This is a genomic window from Microbacterium sp. JZ37 (assembly GCF_035188445.1).
Taxonomy (GTDB): Bacteria; Actinomycetota; Actinomycetes; order Actinomycetales; family Microbacteriaceae; genus Microbacterium; species Microbacterium barkeri.
This window is the reverse complement of sequence record NZ_CP045253.1, coordinates 384,259-402,317: the sequence shown is the minus strand read 5'-3', so window position 1 is coordinate 402,317 and position 18,059 is coordinate 384,259. Positions and strand designations below refer to the sequence as shown.

Sequence of the window (18,059 nt, the reverse complement as noted above, 5' to 3'; positions counted from 1 at the left end):
GGCGCCGCCGGCTCAGATCGCGGGAGCGGGGCGCGGGGCGGGGCGGGGCGTGCGCTGCGGCTCCTTCGCAGGCTCCGCGCCGAGCTCGACGGCCTCGGCGGCCTCGTCGAGGTTGAGGCGCAGCGCGCGCGTGAGCGCGAGGCCGTGACGTGTCGAGATGACGAGACGCTCGAACTCGCCCTCGCCATCCAGATCGATCACGACGCCGGGCAGACGGCGGCCGCGCACCGCGACGAAGTCGTCTCCGGTCTCCGTCCGCCACGTGCCGAGCGCCGTGAAGCCGGGCAGGAACGTGCCGCGGGCGCGCACGCCGCGCAGCCAGGTCCACGGGTCGTCCGTGAGCTGCACCTTGACGATCGACGAGCGCTCGACGCGGATGCTCGTGCGGCGGAACGCGAGGGCGCGCTCGGTGGCCGACAGCGAGATCTCGAGCTGCGCGTGATCGAGGAGCAGGGTGACCATGGCATCCATCCTGCCAGCGGACTCCTCCCGAGAGGCTGGTGAGTTCGCACAGCTTCGCCGCGGCCGCGCTGTCCGCGGCGGCGCCCGTCGCCGCGCACGGTGCGAGACTGGATCGGTGACCCTGCTCAGCGCGAACGCTCCGGCTCTCGCCGCCGCTCTGCGAAAGGCCGAGCGCGGGGAGCGCCTCGACGCCGACGACGCGCTCGCGCTCCTCGAGGCGACGGGCCCCGATGCCGAGCGCGTGCTCGATCTGGCCGCGCGCACGCGCGACGAGGGGCTCGCCCTCGCGGGCCGACCCGGTGTCGTGACGTACTCGCGCAAGGTGTTCATCCCCCTCACGACGCTGTGCCGCGACCGCTGCCACTACTGCGTGTTCGTCGACACCCCCGGCCAGCTGCTCAAGAAGGCGAAGCCCGCGTACATGTCGCCCGAGCAGGTGCTCGCCGTCGCCCGACAGGGGCAGGCGCTCGGCTGCAAGGAGGCGCTGCTCACGCTCGGCGATCGCCCCGAGGACCGGTGGCCCGAGGCGCGCGCCTGGCTCGACGAGCACGGCTACGCGTCGACTCTCGAGTACGTCGGCGCGATGGCCGAGCTGATCGTCGACGAGACGGGTCTCCTCCCCCACCTGAACCCGGGCGTGATGAGCCCCGACGAGCTCGCGGCGCTGCGCCCGTTCGCCCCCTCGATGGGCGTCATGCTCGAGACGACCTCGCGCGCGCTCTTCACGGAGCCGGGGCGCGTGCACCACGGCTCGCCCGACAAGGACCCCCTCGTCCGGCTCGAGCTGCTCGAGAACGCCGGCCGCGCCCGCATCCCCTTCACCTCGGGCATCCTCGTCGGGATCGGCGAGACGCTCCGCGACCGCGCGGAGTCGATGATCGCCCTCCGCGACGTGCACGAGCGACACGGGCACGTGCAGGAGGTCATCGTCCAGAACTTCCGCGCGAAGCCGCGGACCGCGATGCAGGACGCGCCCGACGCCGCCCTCCACGAGCATGCGATGGCCGTCGCTGTGACGCGGCTCGTCCTGGGGCCGCGCATGCGCGTGCAGGTGCCGCCGAACCTGTCCGACCCGCAGGAGTTCGCGCTTCTCCTCCGCGCAGGCGCCGACGACTGGGGCGGCGTCTCGCCGCTCACCGCCGACCACGTGAACCCCGAGCGCCCGTGGCCGCACCTCGACGACCTCGCGGCGCGCACGGCCGAGCTCGGCTTCACGCTGCGCGAGCGCCTCACGGCCCACCCCGAGTACGTGCACGCCGACGCGTGGGTCGACGCGGCCATCCGCGGTGCGACGCGCGCCCTCGCCGACGAGAGCGGGCTCGCGCGGCGCGCGGCGGATGGCGGCATCGTGCGACCCGAGGCGCGCTCGCCCCGCGCGGGACACGACGCAGGAGTTCCGGGCCGGCAGGAGCCGGGAGACCGCTCCCCCGATGCGGGCGCGGTCGAGACTCCTGCACTGTGGTCGCCCGGTGGGCTCATCGCCGCCGTCATCGAGCGCGCCGCGCAGGACCCTGGAGCGCTCGACGACGCCGAGTGGGAGCGCCTCCTCACCGCGACCGGCGACGAGCTCGAGGCCCTCGTGCAGACGGCCGACGACGTCCGCCGGTACACCGTCGGCGAGACCGTGAGCATCGTCGCGAACCGCAACATCGCCTCGACCGGCTTCCGCGCACGAGGCGGCCGGGCGGACGACGAGTTCGACCTCCCGCTCCTCGAGGACGCCGCGCGCGACGCGGTCGACCTCGGTCTCACGGAGATCTGCGTGCAGGGCCTCCTCGCGCCGGGCGAGGAGCCCGAGGCATATCTCGAGATCGCTCGCGCCGTGAAGCGCGCGGCCCCGGCCATCCATCTCCACGCCTTCCGCCCGCAGGATGTCGCCGACCTCGCCGACCGCGCGGGGCTCGGGGTCGACGGCGCTCTCGCAGCGCTGCGCGAGGCGGGAGTCGACACGGTGCCGGGAACGGGCGTCAAGATCCTGAGCGAGCGCGTGCGCGCCGAGGTCGCGCCCGGCGACCTCGAGATCGACCGCTGGATCGAGACCATCACGTCCGCCCACCGCGCGGGCTTCCGCTCGACATCCGTCCTGTTCTACGGGCACGTCGAGACGGCCGCGGAGCGCATCGCCCACCTCCGCAGGCTCCTGGCCATCCAGCGCGAGACCGGAGGGTTCTCCGAGTTCGTGCCGATCCCGATGCCGGGCTGGGGCCGGCCGCTCGTCGACGGCCGCAGCCCGCGTGATGAGCACCGTGCCATGGTCGCCGTTTCTCGCCTCATGCTTTCGGGCGCCATCGCGCACGTGCAGATCCCGTGGACGCGTCACGGCCTCGAGCTGTCGGCCGACCTCCTGCGCGCGGGCGGCGACGACCTCGGCGGAACGCTGCTCGACGGACGCGTCGCGCCTCGCGCGGGGGTCGAGGCCGGCCTCGAGCTGCCGCTCGACACGGCGCGCGGCATCGCGAAGCGGCTGTTCCGGCCGTTCCGCCAGCGGACGACGACCTACGGAGACGTCCAGCGGAGCGGCGGATGATCCGCGTCGGCACGCTCATCGTCGGCGCCGGCTTCGCAGGCCTCGCGGCCGCGCTCGCACTCCGGGCGCAGGGCGTCGACGACTTCGCGATCATCGAGCGCGCCGACGGGGTCGGCGGCACGTGGCGCGACAACACCTACCCCGGCGTCGCGTGCGACGTGCCCTCTCACCTGTACGGGCTCGCGAGCCATCCGTCACCCGACTGGACGCGCGTGTTCGCTCCCGGCGCGGAGATCCGGGAGTACCTCGAGCGGATCGCGCGCGATGAGGGGCTCGACGCGCGGATCCGCTTCGGCACCGCGCTCATCGACGCACGGTGGGATGGCGACGAGTGGGCCGTGCGCACCGGCCCGGGACACATCGCAGGACCTCCGAGCGGCTCCGCGCGCGGGAACCGGATTCCCGGTGCGGCGGGCCGAGAGGATCCTGCGTCGTGTCCCGAGGAGATCCGGGCGCGACATCTCGTCCTCGCGTGCGGGCGGCTCACCGAGCCGCGGATCCCGGACGTCGTGGGGCTCGAGACCTTCCCCGGCCCGCTCTTCCACTCCGCACGGTGGGACCACACCCAGGACGTCGCGGGGCGCCGGATCGCGGTCGTCGGCACGGGGGCGAGCGCGGTGCAGCTCGTGCCCGCCCTCGTCGATGCGGGCGCCGAGGTCGTGCTCTTCCAGCGCACGCCCGCGTGGATCGTCCCCAAGCGCGACCGGATGTACGGCCCCGAGGAGCGCGCCGCCCTGCGCGAGCCGTCGGCCGCCGCGCACCTGCGCGACGGGCTGCTCCGCGAGGGCGAGGCGCGCTTCGCGTCGCGATCCGGCGACCGCGCGGCCGCCGCCGAAGCCGAGGCCGTCGCGCGCGCCCACCTCGCGTCGCAGGTGGCCGACCCGGCCCTGCGCACCGCTCTCACCCCGGATTACGCGTTCGGCTGCAAGCGCGTGCTCCTGAGCGACGCGTTCTACCCGGCCGTCTCCTCGGATGCTGTGCGTCTCGTGCCGTCGGCCCTGGCCGCTGTGGAGAACGGCGCGCTCGTCGCGGCCGACGGCTCGCGCCACGCGGCCGATGCGGTCGTCCTCGCCACGGGCTTCGCCTCCACCCGCCAGCCCTACGCGCCCCTCGTGACCGGAGAGCACGGTCGATCCCTCGACGCGCACTGGTCCGACGGCATGCGCTCGGTCGGCTCGACCCTCGTGCACGGCTTCCCGAACCTCTTCATCCTCGGCGGGCCGAACGCGGCGCTCGGCCACAACTCGGCCGTGCTCATCCTCGAGGAGCAGGCCGCCTTCGCCGCGGCTCTCATCACCCGGGGACTCGACGTGCGCGTGAGCGCGCAAGACGAGGCCGCCTACACGCGGGAGATCGTCGAGCGCTCGAGCGGGACCCCGTGGGTGTCGGGCGGCTGCGAGAGCTGGTACGTCGACTCCCGCAGCGGCCGGCTCACGCTCCTCTGGCCGGGGACCGTCGCCGCCTTCCGCGAGCGTCTCGCGCGCGTCGCGCGCGACCTGCTCGAGCCATCCGCCGTCCTCACCTCCGAAGGAGCCCTGCCATGACCATCCCCTTCCGGTTCGGCTACAAGGCCTCGTCCGAGCAGTTCGGGCCGCGCGAGCTGCTCGACTACGCGATCCTCGCCGAGGAGGTCGGGTTCGACTCGGTCTTCCTCAGCGACCACCTTCAGCCGTGGATGCACGAGGGAGGGCACGCGCCCGCCGCGCTGCCGTGGCTCGGCGCCGCGGCCGAGCGCACCTCGCGCGTGCTGCTCGGCACGTCGGTGCTCACGCCGACCTTCCGCTACCACCCGGGCGTCGTGGCCCAGGCGTTCGGCACCCTCGGCGCCATGCACCCCGGGCGGATGATCCTCGGCGTCGGCACGGGCGAGGCGCTCAACGAGGTCACCCTCGGACTCGACTGGCCCGAGTCGCCCGAGCGGTTCCAGCGCATGAAGGAGGCGATCACGCTCATCCGCCGGCTGTGGACCGACGATCGCGTGACCTTCGACGGCACGTACTACTCGGTGCGCAACGCCACGATCTACGACCGCCCGGACGAGCTCGTGCCCATCTACATCGGCGCCTCGGGCCCCGCGGCGACGCGGCTCGCCGGCCGGATCGCCGACGGCTACATCACGACGAGCGGCAAGGCTCCCGAGCTGTACAGCGAGAAGCTCCTGCCGGCATTCGACGAGGGGCTCGCCAAGGCGGGCCGCGACCGGTCCGACGTCGACACGCTTCTCGAGGTCAAGGTCTCCTTCCGCCACGACCGCGCCCAGGCCCTCGAGAACACGCGCTTCTGGGCCCCGCTCGCCCTGAGCCCCGAGGAGAAGATGGGCGTGGACGACCCGCTCGAGATGCAGCGCCTCGCCGAGCAGCTGCCCACCGAACGCGCCGCCTCGCGCTTCATCGTGTCGGACGACGTCGACGAGCACCTCGCGGCGATCCGCACCTGGATCGACCTGGGCTTCCGGCACCTCGTCTTCCACGACCCCGGTCACGACCAGGAGACCTTCCTGCGCCTCTACGGCGAGGAGGTGCTGCCTCGGCTCCGCGCCGAGTACGGGGCGTGAACGGCGACGCGGGCTTCGCCTGGCACGTCGTCATCCCCGTGAAGCCGCCCGCACGGGGGAAGTCGCGGCTCGAGGCGCCCGGCGTCGATCGCGCGGCGCTCGCCGACGCGATCGCGCGTGACACGGTCGACGCGGTCGCGCACGCCTCGCGGGTCGCCGAGGTCGTCGTCGTCACGGCGGCCTCCGGATGGCCGGAGGGCCTCGCAGACAGCACACCCGCGCGCGCACGGCCATCCGCCCCCATCCGCGTCGTCCGCGAGTCCGAGCCCGCGGGGCTGAACGCCGCCATCCGCCGCGGGCTCGCGACGATCGATCGCGTCCTCCCGCGGGCGGTGCTCCTGGGCGACCTGCCCGCGCTCCGACCGGCAGACCTCGATGCCGCGCTCGCGCTCGCCGGCGCGGCGCGGCTCGGGCTCGTCGCGGACGCCGAGGGCGCGGGATCCACCCTCATCACGGCGCGCGCGGGCACCGCACTCGTGCCGGCCTTCGGAGCGGACTCGGCCGCGGCGCACCGGGCGGCGGGGCACGTCGACCTCGGGGTGGCGCAGGAATCGACGCTGCGCCGCGACGTCGACACCGTCGAGCAGCTGCGCGCCGCCGCCGCACTCGGCCTCGGCTCGCGGACCGCGACGCTGCTGGGCTGAACAGCGTCGCGCCGCCGCGGTGCCTCATCGCGGGAGGCCCCTTCTCGCGCCGATCGCGGCCTCGCCCGTGTTCGCCTGACGACCGGAGCGGTGCCCCGACGCGAACGCGCCCGCGTCGGCCCCCTGGCGCCGGCGCCCTCTCCTCGGGGAGAGCGCGTCGACGTAGGCGTCGACCCGGCTTCGACGTGACGCGAGGACGAGGTCGGTTCCGCTCCCCGCCTCCTCGATGATCGCGCGGCGGTTCTCGGCGATGCGCGCCGCGGCGCCGGCCCCGAATCCGCGGACGAACCCGCTGCGCGCGCGACGGCGGTCGCTCTCCGTGCACCAGTCGTACGACGCTCGCTCGATGAGCCACCATGCGCGCATCGCGACGAGCGCCTGGACGCGCAGGCTCGCGATGAGAACACGCGCCTGCTGCACATCGGACGCGAACCCGACGAGATACAGCACCGATCCGCGAGCGGAGTCGGCGATGAGCGGCCGGATCGTGCCGAGGGCGCGCGCGACCCCGCCGCCGAGCTCTCGGAGATCGCGCGCGTAGGCGCCCGTGAAGAGCATCTGCTCCTCGACGACAGGGTCCTGCGTCTCGCCCAGTCGAGCACGTCTCTCATCGAGCAGCGCCTGCCCGATCCCGTACTTCACCATGAGGCGCTCGGCGTGCTCGGTGAGCGCCTCGGCCTCCTCGGGCGTCGTGCTCTCGGCCTTCGCGAGCAGCTTCGCGATGAGGTCGAGCTTGGCGTCGGTCATGGTCTCCTCCTCGGTCGGATGCGTCACATCCTCGGAGGGACCACCCCCGTCGACGGCTCGCACGCGGTTCGCCTGGGGAGGACGCGCCGGCGCGAGCCGCCTGTGCAGAGGGCGTCGCGGCTCAGGCGGTCGCGGTCGCGGCAGCCCGCGCGGCTGCGGGCAGCGCGTCGACGATGCGAGCGAGCGCCTCGTCGTCGTGCGCCGCCGTGAGGAACCACGCCTCGAACACGCTCGGGGGCAGGGCGACGCCCGCCTCGAGCATCGCGTGGAAGAACGGCGTGTATCGGAACGCCTCCTGCGTCTTGGCGGTCGCGTAGTCGGCCGGCGCCTCGGGCAGGAACGCGAGCCCGAAGAGGTTGCCGGCGCGCGGGATCGCGTGGACGACGCCCTCCGCCGAGAGCGCGGCGGCCAGCGCGTCGGCGACTGTGGCCGCGGAGGCGTCGACGGCCGCGTAGACCTCGGGAGTGGCCAGACGCAGCGTCGCGATGCCGGCGGCGACGGACAGCGGGTTCCCCGAGAGGGTGCCGGCCTGGTAGACGGGGCCGACGGGAGCGAGCTGGTCCATGACGGCGCGCTTGCCGCCGAGCGCTGCGAGAGGCATGCCGCCGCCCACGACCTTGCCGAACGTGATGATGTCGGGTTCGAAGGCCTCGCCCGCCTCGACCTGGAGCCCCCAGTGCCCCGCCGGGTGCACGCGGAAGCCCGTGAGCACCTCGTCGAGGATGAGCAGCGCTCCCGCGTCGTGCGCGATCTGCGCGAGCGCCGCGTTGTAGCCGGGCGCCGGCCGCACGACCCCCATGTTGGCGGGCGCGGCCTCCACGATGATCGCGGCGATCTCGTCGCCGCGGACCGCGAAGATCTCGCGCACCGCGTCGAGGTCGCCGTACGGGGCGACGAGCGTCTGCGCCGCGATCGGCGCGGGCACCCCAGCAGTGCCGGGGAGGGCAAGCGTCGCGACGCCGGAACCCGCCGCCGCGAGGAGCCCGTCGGAGTGCCCGTGGTAGTTGCCGTCGAACTTGAGCACGAGGTCGCGGCCCGTGACGCCGCGCGCGAGACGGATGGCGGTCATGGTCGCCTCGGTGCCCGTCGAGACGAGTCGAACCTGCTCGACCGGACGGAGGCCGCCCGCCTGCACCCGGTCCACGATGAGATCGGCCAGCTCGACCTCGCCCTCGGTCGGAGCGCCGAACGACAGACCGCGCGCCGCCGCCTCCTGCACCGCGGCGACGACCTCGGGATGCGCATGACCGAGCAGAGCCGGGCCCCACGAGGCGACCAGGTCGACGTACTCGCGGCCAGCGGCATCCGTCACGTACGCCCCGCGCGCCGACGCGAGGAACCGGGGCGTCCCGCCGACCGAACCGTACGCCCGCACGGGCGAGTTCACGCCGCCCGGGATCACTTCGCGGGCGTGCTCGAACAGGACGTCGTTGCGATCGGTCATGCGTCTATTCTCCCGCGCCGCGGGTGGGCGAAGCGTGCGAGGACGTCCGCCGCGAAGCGCGGCGAACCCGGGCCGAATGGACGCGATTCGCGGCAGCGCTCACGGCGTGCTTCCCCGTAACGCGGCGAACCCGCCCCCGTCCGCCCCGAACGCGGCGAACCCGCCGCGCCCGGACGACGCCGCGGTTACCGGATCAGCGCCGCCAGCGCGCGGCTTCGACGGCCCAGTACGTGAGGATGGCGTCGGCGCCGGCGCGGCGGATGCCGAGGAGCGACTCCTCGATCGCGCCGCGGCGGTCGATCCAGCCGTTCGCGCTCGCGGCCTCGATCATCGCGTACTCGCCCGACACCTGGTACGCCCAGACGGGCACGTCGACGGCGGCACGCACGTCGGCGAGCACGTCGAGGTACGGCAGCGCGGGCTTCACCATGACGATGTCGGCGCCCTCCTCGACGTCGATCACCGCCTCGCGAACTCCCTCGCGCGCGTTGCCGGGGTCCATCTGGTAGGTGCGCCGGTCGCCCTTCAGCTGCGAGTCGACCGCCTCGCGGAACGGCCCGTAGAACGCGCCCGCGTACTTCGCCGAGTACGCCATCACGATCGTGTCGACGAAGCCCTCGGACTCGAGCGCCTCGCGGACGGCCGCGACCTGGCCATCCATCATCCCCGAGAGCCCGAGCAGCGTCGCACCCGCGCGCGCCTGCGCGAGGGCCATCGCGGCGTACCGCTCGAGCGTCGCGTCGTTGTCGACACCGCCCTCGGGCGTCAGCACGCCGCAGTGCCCGTGGTCCGTGAACTCGTCGAGGCACAGGTCGGCCTGCACGACGAGGGCGTCGCCGACCTCCGATGCGAGCGCCGACACGGCGACGTTGAGGATGCCCTCGGGATCGTCGGCGCCCGAGCCCACCGCGTCGCGCACGGCCGGCACGCCGAAGAGCATGATGCCGCCGACTCCGGCCTCCGCCGCCTCGACGGCGGCCCGGCGGAGGGAGTCGAGCGTGTGCTGGCGCACCCCGGGCATCGACGAGATCTCGACGGGCTCGGCGATGCCCTCCCGCACGAAGGCGGGCAGCACGAGCTGGGATGGCGCGAGGTGCGTCTCGCGCATGAGCCGGCGGACCGCCGGCGACTGGCGGAGGCGCCGCGGCCGGTGCACGGGGAAGGTCATCGGCGCGCCTTCATCCCGGGGATCCGGACGACGTCCGTCGGCGTCGTGGGCGGGATGGCCCTGGCCTCCTCGGTCGGCTCGGGCACCGGGATCTTCGCGAGGGAGTCGATGAGCGACTCGATGGTCTGCCGCGGTGCCACGAGGTGGATCGGCAGCCCCACGGCGTCGGCGTCGCGCGCGGTGCGCGGGCCGATCGCGGCGATGATCGTCTGGTCGGGGATGTCGGGGAACTGCTCGCGCACCTGCTCGGCGACCGAGCCGCTCGTCACGAGGATGGCGTTGATGCGGCCGTTGAGCACGTCGCGGTGCGCGCGCTCCGGGGCGGGCACGCCCACCGTGCGGTACGCGACGACGCTGTGCACGTCGTGCCCCGCGGCGATGAGGGCGTCGGTGAGGACGGGCTTGGCGATCTCGCTGCGCAGGGTCAGGATGCGGCGGGGCTCCGACTCCCGGGCGAGGAGCTGCCGCGCGAGTCCGGCTGCGGAGTTGTCGGTGTCGGGAACGAGGTCCACGCCGTACCCGACGGCCTGCAGCGCGGTCGCGGTCGTCTCGCCGACCGCCGCGACCTTCGTGCTCTCGGGGATGGTCGCGCCGTAGGAGTAGAGGACGTCGACGGTCGTCGCGCTCGTCACGGTGAGCCAGTCGAACATGCCGTCGGCGAGGTCGCGCAGCGCCTGCTCGAGAGCGGCCTTGTCCTCCGTCGGGGCGAAGTTGATGAGCGGCGCGATGACCGGCGTCGCGCCGTCGGCACGCAGACGCGCCGCGACGCCATCGCCCCACGGGCCGCCGCGAGGCACGAGCACCCGCCATCCGGCGAGAGGCTTTCCGGTCATGTGTTCCACTGGCTTCGTCATGGTGTGGTCGAGGGGGAGACGAGGTCGGACGCCCCTCGGTCGAGAAGCCGACCGGCGACAGCGGTGCCGATCTCGCTCGCTCGTCGGGGGACGACGCGCCGGGCGGAGTCCGCACCGTCGCTTCCGCCCTCAGGACGAATATACTCCTGCGCCACGGCCTCGGCGTGCTCGACGGCGATCTCCTCGCCCGGCTCGCGGCCGTACGCGACCGCGGTGACCGAGAGCTGCTCGCCCCGGAGGACGGCGTGGATCCCGAGGGGCGCATGGCACCCGGCTTCGACCCCCGCGAGGATCGCGCGCTCGACCGTCACGGCGAAGCGGGTCGCGGGGTCGTCGAGGGCGCGGATGGCCGCGAAGAGCTCCTCGTCGATGTCGCTGCGGGTCTCGACGGCGAGAGCTCCCTGCCCCGCGGCCGTCGGCCATCCGCCCAGGTCCTGCGGCTCGAGAGCGAGGTCGATGTCGGCTCCGAGGCGCGACAGGCCCGCCGCGGCCAGCACGATCGCGTCGAGCTCGCCGTCGCGCACGCGCTGCATGCGGGAGTCGACGTTGCCGCGGATGTCGTGGAGCTCGACACCCGCGTTCGCACGCCGGACCTGGGCGATGCGGCGAGGCGAGCCCGTGCCGATCCGCGCACCGGGGGCGAGGTCGCCCAGCCGCACGCCGTCGCGCGTGAGCACGACGTCGCGCGCGTCCGCGCGCGCGGGGGTCGCCGCGATGACGAGGCCGGGGGCGTCGGCGGTCGGGAGGTCCTTCAGGGAGTGCACGAGGAGATCGCACTCGTCGCGCAGCAGCGCCTCGCGCAGGCGCGTCGCGAAGACGCCCGTCCCGCCGAGCTGCGACAGCGACGCGCGCGACGTGTCGCCCTCCGAGACGATCGGCACGAGCTCGACGGGCCTCCCCGCCTGCTGCTCGAGAGCGCGGGCGATCTGCGACGACTGCGCCGTCGCGAGAGCGCTCCGGCGCGTGCCGAGACGGATGGGCGTGGTCACTGGAGCACCTCGGGCACGGCCGACGCGGGGATGCGTCGACCCGTGAAGAACGGCACCTCCTCGCGCACGTGGCGACGGGCCTCGGTGTAGCGCAGCTCGCGCATCATGTCGACGAGCTCGTTGAGCTCGTCCGACTCCATCGGGAGCATCCACTCGTAGTCGCCCAGGGCGAACGACGCCATCGTGTTCGCGACGACTCCCGAGAACGCGGCGCCCTTGCGGCCGTGGTCGGCGAGCATCGTGCGGCGCTCGTCCTCGGGCAGCAGGTACCACTCGTGGCTGCGCACGAACGGGTACACCGTGAGCCAGCCCTTTGCGGGGATGCCGCGGAGGTAGCCCGGGATGTGCCGCTTGTTGAACTCCGCGTCGCGGTGGACGGCCATCGCGTTCCACGTCGGCAGGAGGTCCTTGAGCAGCTCGGTGCGACGCAGTCGGCGCACGGCCCGCTGCAGGTCCTCGGCGACGGCGCCGTGCAGCCAGACCATGAGGTCGGCATCGGCGCGCAGGCCGCTGACGTCGTAGAAGCCGCGGATCGTCACGCCCTCGCCCTCGAGCAGGGCGACGATGTCCTCGAGCTCGGTCGCGTCGGGCTCCGTCACGGGGCGGTCGGGGTTCCGCCGCCACACCGCCCAGAGGCTGTAGTTGTCGCCGGTCGTCTCGGGTGCTGCAGACATGACTCCATCATGCTCCCGCGTCGCGAGAAGGCGAAAACGAGGCCCTCCCCCTTGACGGGAGCGGAGGGCCTCGCCACCGATCAGCGCGCGATGATCCGCGCGACGCCCCAGATCGCGAGCCCGACGGCCGCGGCGACGCCCGCCGCGGCGGCCGCTGCCGCCACGGGGCTGCGCTGCGCGAACGCCCGCGCCTTCACGGCGCCGCGCTGGCTGGCCTCGGCCGCTCGACGCGGCAGGTTGCCCTTGACCTCGATCGCGGCGAGCGCGGCCTTGAGCTCCGCCCGCGCGAGCTCGACCGGGTCGGAGATCCCGCTGGGCACGACCGTCTTCGCGAGCCGCTCCTCGGCGCGTGCACGGTCAGAACTCATCTGCGACCTCCTTGACGATGGCGACGTCCGTCTGCACGGCGCGGGCGGGGTTCTCGCTCTTCGCGAGGTGCTTGAACCGGAGCAGGCCGAGCAGCGCGAACACCGCGGCGAGCACGAGGCCGACGCCGAACACGATGAGGGCCGACGCCCACACCGGCAGCCACAGCGACAGGAGCGCGATGACGAACGCGAGGAAGGCCGGGATCGCCCAGAACACGAAGAACAGCGCGACGATCATCCAGCCGGTGCCGAAGCCCGCGTCCTTCGCGGCGGCGATCGCCCACTTCTTCGCCGCGTTGACCTCGGCGACGACGAGGTTGCGGACGAGCTCCGGCAGGTCGCCGATCAGCGAGAAGAGACTGTCGTCGGCGCGGTCCCGCACCGGCGACGGCGGAAGATGCGCCATCAGCCGGCAGCCTTCCGCTGCGCCTCCTGCTTGACGTCGTCGGCGGCGTCCTCCGCCTCGCCGAGCGCCGCATCGAGACGCTGCCCCGGGGTGCCGGGCGTCGTGGCCGCCTTGACGACCTTGATCGCGCCGTTCCAGGCGGCGCGGGGGATCGCGAGCGCGCTCGACTTGGCGAGCTTCGTCGCCTTCTCGGCCTGCGCCTGGACGATGGGGAGCTCCCACACCTCCTGCGCCTTCTCCTTGATCTGCTCGTAGCGCTCGCGGCCGGCTCGCGTGCCGAGCACGTAGCCCACTCCGAGGCCGATCACGAGTCCCAGCTTCCCCCGCATCGGGTTCTCCTCACGTCGTTTCGGGTGCTGCCCTGGTGTCCCACAGTAACCGTGTATGCCGCTTTCGGCATCCGCCTTGCGCGAGAGCGCCCGCGGGTGTACCCGGGTCAGGTCACGAGAAGAGCGCGCGGCGTCGCACGCGCTCCGCCTCCGCGATCGCGTCGGGCACGACCTGAGCGAGTCCCGTCCCGGCGAGCCAGGCGCCGACGGCGCCGATCCCGGGAGCGGTCTGGATGGCCGCGCGCGCCTGCGCGGTCGCGGCCTTGAGTCCGACGGTCGCGGCCGGCTGCGCCTGGAGGAAGCGCTCGCGACGGGCACCCGCGAGCTGATGCGGTGCGAGGGCGACGCCGAGCAGCGCGCTCGCCTCCTCCAGCGCGAGGGCTGCCGCCTCGTCGTCGTCGAGGCCCGCGGTCGCCGGCTCCTCGTTCTGGGTGCCGAACGAGACCCGGACGACGTGACGGTGCGCGCCGGCGGCCTCCGCGACCCACTGCCATTTCGCGGTCGCGTGGGTGAGGGCCTTCGCACGGTGCGATCCCGGGACGGTGAGCACGCCCGTCCCCCGCGGCTTCGCGTCGAGCTCGGGGGCGTCGAGGACGAGTGTGACGATCTCGACGACCGGGCCGGGCCGTGCCGGCTCGGCGGCCAGGCCGGTCACGTGCGGCGCGAGGAGGCGACGTGCGCCCGCCTCGCCGATCGCGACGACGACCACGTCCGCCTCGATCGGCCCGTCGTCGACAGCGGCGTCGCTCACGTCCTCGTAGCGCTCCTCGCGCGCCGCGAGGCGGATGGTCCAGGTCGCACCCGCGCGCTCGAGCCCGTCGACGGCGGCGCGGGTCCTGACCTCGGCGCCGAGCACCTCGAGACGCTCGACGAGCGCGTCCGCGAGCCGCGCCATCCCGCCGCGCAGACCGAGCACGGCACCTCCGGGAGCGGACGTGCGCGCGCCCGCGAGGTCGGCGACGGCGCCGGTGAGCGATCCGGTGCGGGTCAGTGCCGCGTTGAGCCCCGGCGCCGCGACGTCGGGATCGATGTCGTCGGGATGCGCGGAGTACACCCCGGTCGTGACGGGCGCGACGAGCCGATCGAGGGCCTTCTCGCCGAGCCGCGACCGCACGAGGCGCCCCAGGCTGTGCTCGTGGCCGATCGTGAGCACGGGCTTCAGCCGGTCGAGGTAGGCGCGCCAGGCGCCGCCCCAGCCGAGGATCCGTCGGACGTCGTCCGCGAAGGGGTTGGCGGGGATGCCGAGCACGCCGCCCTTCGGCAGCGGGGCCGCCCCCACGCCGGGCACGCCGGCGACCCACGCGCCGCCTGCGCCCGTGCCCGGCGCCACGACGTCGTCCGACAGCCCGAGCTCGTCGATCAGCGCGCGGACGTGCCCGCCGCGGGTCGCGAAGCTCTCCGCGCCGAGGTCGAGGACGACACCGCCCACCTCGGCCGAGCGCAGCACGCCGCCCAGGCGCTCGCCGGCCTCGAGCACGGTCACGCGCATGCCCACCTTGGCGCACTCCCACGCGGCGATCAGACCCGCGACGCCGCCGCCCACGACGACGACGTGCTTCTCATGAGCGTGGGCGTAGAGCTCGTCGAGCTGCTCCGTCACGGTGTGCCTCCTCCGACGATCAGACCGAGTGGACGAGCTCGACGATGCGCGTCAGCACCGTCGGGTCGGTCTCCGGCGGGACGCCGTGGCCGAGGTTGACGATGTGCGCACGGGCAGCGCGCCCGCGTTCGAGCACGTCGCGGACGTGCGCCTCGAGCACCTCCCAGGGCGCGGCGAGCAGGGCCGGGTCGATGTTGCCCTGCAGGGTCGTCTCGCCGCCGACGGTGCGCGCGGCCTCGTCGAGCGGCACGCGCCAGTCGACGCCGACCGCGGACGCGATGCCCCCGAGGCGCATGTCGGCGAGCACGGGGCCCGTGCCGACGCCGAAGTGGATGACCGGCACGTCGAGCCCCTCGACGGCGGCCGTCGAGTGCGGGAGCACGAATGCGCGCAGATCGGATGGCGCGAGCGAGCCCGCCCACGAGTCGAACAGCTGCACGGCCGCAGCCCCCGACTCGATCTGCGCCTGGAGGAACGCGCGCGAGACCTGCGCGAGCCATCCGGCGAGCGCGTGCCATGCGCCGGGGTCGGCGTGCATCAGGGCGCGGGCGCGCAGGTGCTCCTTCGACGGCCCGCCCTCGACGAGATAGGCCGCGAGCGTGAAGGGCGCCCCCGCGAAGCCGATGAGCGGCGTGCCGGCGCCGTCGAGCTCCGAGACGACGGCGCGCACCGCGGCGCGCACGGGCTCGGCGGCCGCCGCGACCTCCGCGGGGTCGATGGCCGTCACGCGGTCGACGTCGGCGCGCGTGCGCACGGGCTCGGCGAAGACGGGCCCGCGCCCGGGGACGATCTCGACCTCGATGCCGGCGAGCCGGAGCGGCACGACGATGTCGCTGAAGAAGATGCCCGCGTCGACCCCGTGCCGCCGCACGGGCTGCAGCGTGATCTCCGCCGCGAGGTCGGGCGTGAGGCAGGCGTCGAGCATGCGCGTGCCGACGCGGAGCTCGCGGTACTCGGGAAGCGAGCGGCCCGCCTGTCGCATGAACCAGATCGGAGCGGTATCGGGGCGCTCGCCGCGCAGGGCGCGCAGCAGCGGCGCATCGGGGGAAGGCATGCCCCCATCCTCCCATCCGCGCCTTCGGAGTCGCGGAAAGCGCCGGTTAGGCAACCCTTCCTTTTCATGAATCATTCAGAAGAGACTTTTACGCGGGGTAGAATGGCTGTCGTGCTGTTCTGCCTGTCTGCGAGTCACAAGACCGCGCCGTTCGATCTCCTCGAGCGCCTGAGCACGCACACGACCGCCGTCGCCCCGCTCATCGCGGGCCACAGCGAGGACGTCAAGGGCACCGTCGTGCTCTCGACCTGCAACCGCTTCGAGGCGTACATCGACCTCGACGTGCCGTCCGGCGCGGCGCGCGAGGCCGGCCTCGCCGCCGCGCATGAGGCCATCCGCACGGCCACGGGCGTGACCCCCGAGGACCTCGAGGGCGCCTGCGAGGTGACGGCGGGCACGAAGGTCGCCGAGCACCTCTTCTCCGTCGCCTCAGGACTCGAGTCGGTCATCGTCGGCGAGGGCGAGATCGGCGGCCAGGTGCGCCGCGCCCTCGACGAGGCGCGCGAGCACGGCACCACCTCGAGCGAGCTCGAGCGCCTCTTCCAGCGCGCGACCGAGACGCAGAAGGGCGTCAAGAACGGCACCGCCCTCGGCCGAGCAGGCCGCTCGCTCGTGCGGCTGGCGCTCGACCTCGCGGGCAGCCGCATCGCCGACTGGACCACCCAGCGCACGCTGCTCGTCGGAACCGGCTCCTACGCGGCTGCGACGCTCGCCGCCCTGCGCGACCACGGCGTGACCGACATCACGGTCCACTCGCCCTCCGGCCGGGGCGCGCGCTTCGCCGCGAAGCACGGCCTGCTCAGCGTCGCGAGCGACGAGTTCGCCGCGGTGGCCGCGTCGTCCGACCTCATCATCACCTGCACGTCGCGCGAGGAGCCGGTCATCGACGCGGCTCTCCTGCAGGGCGCCGGGTTCGACGGCGCCGCGATGATCATCGATCTCGGGATGCCGCGCAACGTCGCCCCCGATGTCGCGACCGTGCCGGGCGTCACGCTGCTCGACCTCGAGACCATCCGCCTCCACGCGCCGCTCGAGGAGCTCCAGGCGACCGAGGCGGCGCGCGCAATCGTGCAGGATGCCGCGGCGCGCTTCCACCTCGCGAGCCGCCAGCAGAGCGCGCAGCCCGCGATCGTCGCGCTGCGCCAGCACGTGTTCGAGCTCACCCAGGCCGAGGTCGACCGTGCCCGACGTCGCGGCGACGGCGAGCAGGTCGAGCAGGCGCTGCGCCACCTCGTGGGCGTCCTGCTGCACACGCCGACCGCGCGTGCGGGTCAGCTCGCGGCCGAGGGACGCTCCGACGAGGTCTTCGACGCGCTCGAGACCCTCTTCGGCATCGACGCGCGCCCCGCTGCGGCCGCGGCCGAGGCGCCGGTCTGCCCGTTCACGGGCGACGCGCAGGCCTCCTGACCCCTTCCGGGACTTCCTGACCCCTCCCCTGGACTTCCTGTCCCCGCCCCCGGGACACATTGCAGGAGATCCGCGGGCCGCTCCGTCGGCCATCCGCGCGATCCCGCGCACGAGGCGCAGCCATCCGCTCGATTCTCCTGCGCTCTGTCCCGCCCCGCGCGCCCGGCCGGGGCCTGAGACCATAGGAGCATGGCTCTCACGATCACGGGCGACGACGCCGCAGACACGCTCCTCAGCGAGAACCCCCTCGCGCTCCTCATCGGCATGCTCCTCGACCAGCAGGTCGCGATGGAGACGGCGTTCGCGGGGCCCGAGAAGATCCGCGAGCGGATCGGCGCGGTCGACGCCGCGACCATCGCGTCGCATGACCCCGAGGCCCTCGTCGAGGCGTTCCGCCAGACGCCGGCCGTGCACCGCTACCCGGGCTCGATGGCCGAGCGCGTGCAGCAGCTGTGCCGCGCGATCGTCGAGGACTGGGACGGCGACGCCGCGCAGCTCTGGACCCGCGGTGACCCTTCGGGCGCCGAGGTCCTGAAGCGGCTGAAGGCCCTGCCCGGATTCGGCGACCAGAAGGCGCGCATCTTCCTCGCGCTCCTCGGCAAGCAGTGCGGCTTCAACGGCTCCGGATGGCGCGAGGCCGCGGGCGCGTACGGCGAGGAGAGCTCGTTCCGCTCGGTCGCCGACATCACGAGCCCCGAGTCGCTCGCCAAGGTGCGCGAGCACAAGCGGGCGATGAAGGCCGCCGCGAAGGCGAAGGCCTGACGGGCCGCGACGCCGTCGAGCAGCTCGACGGCGTCGCGGCCCGCGCGGAGGCGCTCGCTCAGCTCGGACC

The 18,059-nt window shown here is 73.9% G+C and carries 18 protein-coding genes; 6 read left to right on the top strand and 12 right to left on the bottom strand.

The genetic code is table 11. From position 1 onward, the window contains the following. Nucleotides 1-12: 12 nt before the first annotated feature. Nucleotides 13-462, bottom strand: a complete 450-nt coding sequence (locus tag GC092_RS01865) for a hypothetical protein (RefSeq protein ID WP_282978755.1) — start codon at nucleotides 460-462, stop codon at nucleotides 13-15. A gap of 115 nt (nucleotides 463-577) precedes the next feature. Here GC092_RS01865 and cofG point away from each other — a divergent pair, with 115 nt between their 5' ends. Genes cofG through cofC form a run of 4 tightly spaced genes read left to right on the top strand, consistent with a single transcriptional unit; the run spans nucleotide 578 to nucleotide 6,187 of the window. Further along, the gene (gene cofG, locus GC092_RS01860) at nucleotides 578-2,989 is read left to right on the top strand and encodes a 7,8-didemethyl-8-hydroxy-5-deazariboflavin synthase CofG (protein ID WP_324013771.1); all 2,412 of its coding nucleotides are present in this window, start codon (nucleotides 578-580) and stop codon (nucleotides 2,987-2,989) included. Continuing rightward, a complete protein-coding gene (locus GC092_RS01855) occupies nucleotides 2,986-4,533 on the top strand; it encodes a flavin-containing monooxygenase (RefSeq protein WP_324013770.1) in 1,548 nt (515 codons plus the stop codon). Before cofG ends, GC092_RS01855 begins: the two co-directional genes overlap by 4 nt. Next, nucleotides 4,530-5,543 carry a glucose-6-phosphate dehydrogenase (coenzyme-F420) gene (gene fgd, locus GC092_RS01850; protein WP_324013769.1) on the top strand — a complete coding sequence of 338 codons (1,014 nt, stop codon included), beginning with the start codon at nucleotides 4,530-4,532 and terminating at the stop codon, nucleotides 5,541-5,543. Before GC092_RS01855 ends, fgd begins: the two co-directional genes overlap by 4 nt. After that, a complete protein-coding gene (gene cofC, locus GC092_RS01845; RefSeq protein WP_324013768.1) occupies nucleotides 5,540-6,187 on the top strand; it encodes a 2-phospho-L-lactate guanylyltransferase in 648 nt (215 codons plus the stop codon). The genes fgd and cofC overlap by 4 nt, the downstream gene beginning before the upstream one ends. A gap of 24 nt (nucleotides 6,188-6,211) precedes the next feature. Here the strand turns inward: cofC and GC092_RS01840 are convergent, their stop codons facing one another. From GC092_RS01840 to hemE, 11 genes are all read right to left on the bottom strand, one after another. Continuing rightward, nucleotides 6,212-6,934: a DUF2786 domain-containing protein gene (locus tag GC092_RS01840; protein WP_324013766.1), complete on the bottom strand. Its 723-nt coding sequence runs from the start codon at nucleotides 6,932-6,934 to the stop codon at nucleotides 6,212-6,214. 121 nt (nucleotides 6,935-7,055) lie between these two features. Beyond that, nucleotides 7,056-8,378 carry a glutamate-1-semialdehyde 2,1-aminomutase gene (gene hemL, locus GC092_RS01835; RefSeq protein ID WP_324013764.1) on the bottom strand — a complete coding sequence of 441 codons (1,323 nt, stop codon included), beginning with the start codon at nucleotides 8,376-8,378 and terminating at the stop codon, nucleotides 7,056-7,058. Between the two features lie 193 nt (nucleotides 8,379-8,571). Then, the gene (gene hemB / locus GC092_RS01830) at nucleotides 8,572-9,546 is read right to left on the bottom strand and encodes a porphobilinogen synthase (RefSeq protein WP_324013761.1); all 975 of its coding nucleotides are present in this window, start codon (nucleotides 9,544-9,546) and stop codon (nucleotides 8,572-8,574) included. Beyond that, complete coding sequence (locus GC092_RS01825; RefSeq protein WP_271172927.1) at nucleotides 9,543-10,379, bottom strand: uroporphyrinogen-III synthase; 837 nt, start codon at nucleotides 10,377-10,379, stop codon at nucleotides 9,543-9,545. The genes hemB and GC092_RS01825 overlap by 4 nt, the downstream gene beginning before the upstream one ends. A 17-nt stretch (nucleotides 10,380-10,396) precedes the next feature. Then, complete coding sequence (gene hemC / locus GC092_RS01820) at nucleotides 10,397-11,389, bottom strand: hydroxymethylbilane synthase (protein ID WP_282978765.1); 993 nt, start codon at nucleotides 11,387-11,389, stop codon at nucleotides 10,397-10,399. Next, entirely contained in the window at nucleotides 11,386-12,063 is a 678-nt protein-coding gene (hemQ, locus tag GC092_RS01815; RefSeq protein ID WP_271172929.1) for a hydrogen peroxide-dependent heme synthase, read from the bottom strand. Before hemQ ends, hemC begins: the two co-directional genes overlap by 4 nt. 80 nt (nucleotides 12,064-12,143) lie before the next feature. Then, nucleotides 12,144-12,431 carry a hypothetical protein gene (locus GC092_RS01810; protein WP_271172930.1) on the bottom strand — a complete coding sequence of 96 codons (288 nt, stop codon included), beginning with the start codon at nucleotides 12,429-12,431 and terminating at the stop codon, nucleotides 12,144-12,146. Next, nucleotides 12,421-12,837, bottom strand: coding sequence for a phage holin family protein (locus GC092_RS01805; RefSeq protein ID WP_324013756.1), 417 nt, complete (start codon nucleotides 12,835-12,837; stop codon nucleotides 12,421-12,423). The genes GC092_RS01810 and GC092_RS01805 overlap by 11 nt, the downstream gene beginning before the upstream one ends. Further along, on the bottom strand, nucleotides 12,837-13,166 hold the full coding sequence (locus tag GC092_RS01800; RefSeq protein WP_271172932.1) for a hypothetical protein: 330 nt from the start codon (nucleotides 13,164-13,166) through the stop codon (nucleotides 12,837-12,839). Before GC092_RS01800 ends, GC092_RS01805 begins: the two co-directional genes overlap by 1 nt. A 112-nt stretch (nucleotides 13,167-13,278) precedes the next feature. Further along, entirely contained in the window at nucleotides 13,279-14,766 is a 1,488-nt protein-coding gene (hemG, locus tag GC092_RS01795) for a protoporphyrinogen oxidase (protein ID WP_324013753.1), read from the bottom strand. Nucleotides 14,767-14,785: 19 nt separating this feature from the next. Beyond that, nucleotides 14,786-15,820, bottom strand: a complete 1,035-nt coding sequence (gene hemE, locus GC092_RS01790) for a uroporphyrinogen decarboxylase (protein ID WP_324013752.1) — start codon at nucleotides 15,818-15,820, stop codon at nucleotides 14,786-14,788. A 111-nt stretch (nucleotides 15,821-15,931) separates the two neighbouring features. Here hemE and GC092_RS01785 point away from each other — a divergent pair, with 111 nt between their 5' ends. Both GC092_RS01785 and GC092_RS01780 read left to right on the top strand, forming a co-directional pair. Next, on the top strand, nucleotides 15,932-17,227 hold the full coding sequence (locus GC092_RS01785; RefSeq protein ID WP_416383302.1) for a glutamyl-tRNA reductase: 1,296 nt from the start codon (nucleotides 15,932-15,934) through the stop codon (nucleotides 17,225-17,227). Nucleotides 17,228-17,416: 189 nt separating this feature from the next. Continuing rightward, entirely contained in the window at nucleotides 17,417-17,989 is a 573-nt protein-coding gene (locus GC092_RS01780) for an HhH-GPD-type base excision DNA repair protein (RefSeq protein ID WP_324013749.1), read from the top strand. Nucleotides 17,990-18,059: the final 70 nt, after the last annotated feature.

What these genes read in the sequence shown, in the direction of transcription:
- GC092_RS01865 (WP_282978755.1), bottom strand. Translation starts at nt 462, where the DNA reads ATGGTCACCCTGCTCCTCGATCACGCGCAGCTCGAGATCTCGCTGTCG.
- GC092_RS01855 (WP_324013770.1), top strand. Translation starts at nt 2,986, where the DNA reads ATGATCCGCGTCGGCACGCTCATCGTCGGCGCCGGCTTCGCAGGCCTC.
- fgd (WP_324013769.1), top strand. Translation starts at nt 4,530, where the DNA reads ATGACCATCCCCTTCCGGTTCGGCTACAAGGCCTCGTCCGAGCAGTTC.
- GC092_RS01840 (WP_324013766.1), bottom strand. Translation starts at nt 6,934, where the DNA reads ATGACCGACGCCAAGCTCGACCTCATCGCGAAGCTGCTCGCGAAGGCC.
- hemL (WP_324013764.1), bottom strand. Translation starts at nt 8,378, where the DNA reads ATGACCGATCGCAACGACGTCCTGTTCGAGCACGCCCGCGAAGTGATC.
- hemB (WP_324013761.1), bottom strand. Translation starts at nt 9,546, where the DNA reads ATGACCTTCCCCGTGCACCGGCCGCGGCGCCTCCGCCAGTCGCCGGCG.
- GC092_RS01825 (WP_271172927.1), bottom strand. Translation starts at nt 10,379, where the DNA reads ATGACCGGAAAGCCTCTCGCCGGATGGCGGGTGCTCGTGCCTCGCGGC.
- hemQ (WP_271172929.1), bottom strand. Translation starts at nt 12,063, where the DNA reads ATGTCTGCAGCACCCGAGACGACCGGCGACAACTACAGCCTCTGGGCG.
- GC092_RS01810 (WP_271172930.1), bottom strand. Translation starts at nt 12,431, where the DNA reads ATGAGTTCTGACCGTGCACGCGCCGAGGAGCGGCTCGCGAAGACGGTC.
- GC092_RS01805 (WP_324013756.1), bottom strand. Translation starts at nt 12,837, where the DNA reads ATGGCGCATCTTCCGCCGTCGCCGGTGCGGGACCGCGCCGACGACAGT.
- GC092_RS01800 (WP_271172932.1), bottom strand. Translation starts at nt 13,166, where the DNA reads ATGCGGGGGAAGCTGGGACTCGTGATCGGCCTCGGAGTGGGCTACGTG.
- hemE (WP_324013752.1), bottom strand. Translation starts at nt 15,820, where the DNA reads ATGCCTTCCCCCGATGCGCCGCTGCTGCGCGCCCTGCGCGGCGAGCGC.
- GC092_RS01780 (WP_324013749.1), top strand. Translation starts at nt 17,417, where the DNA reads ATGGCTCTCACGATCACGGGCGACGACGCCGCAGACACGCTCCTCAGC.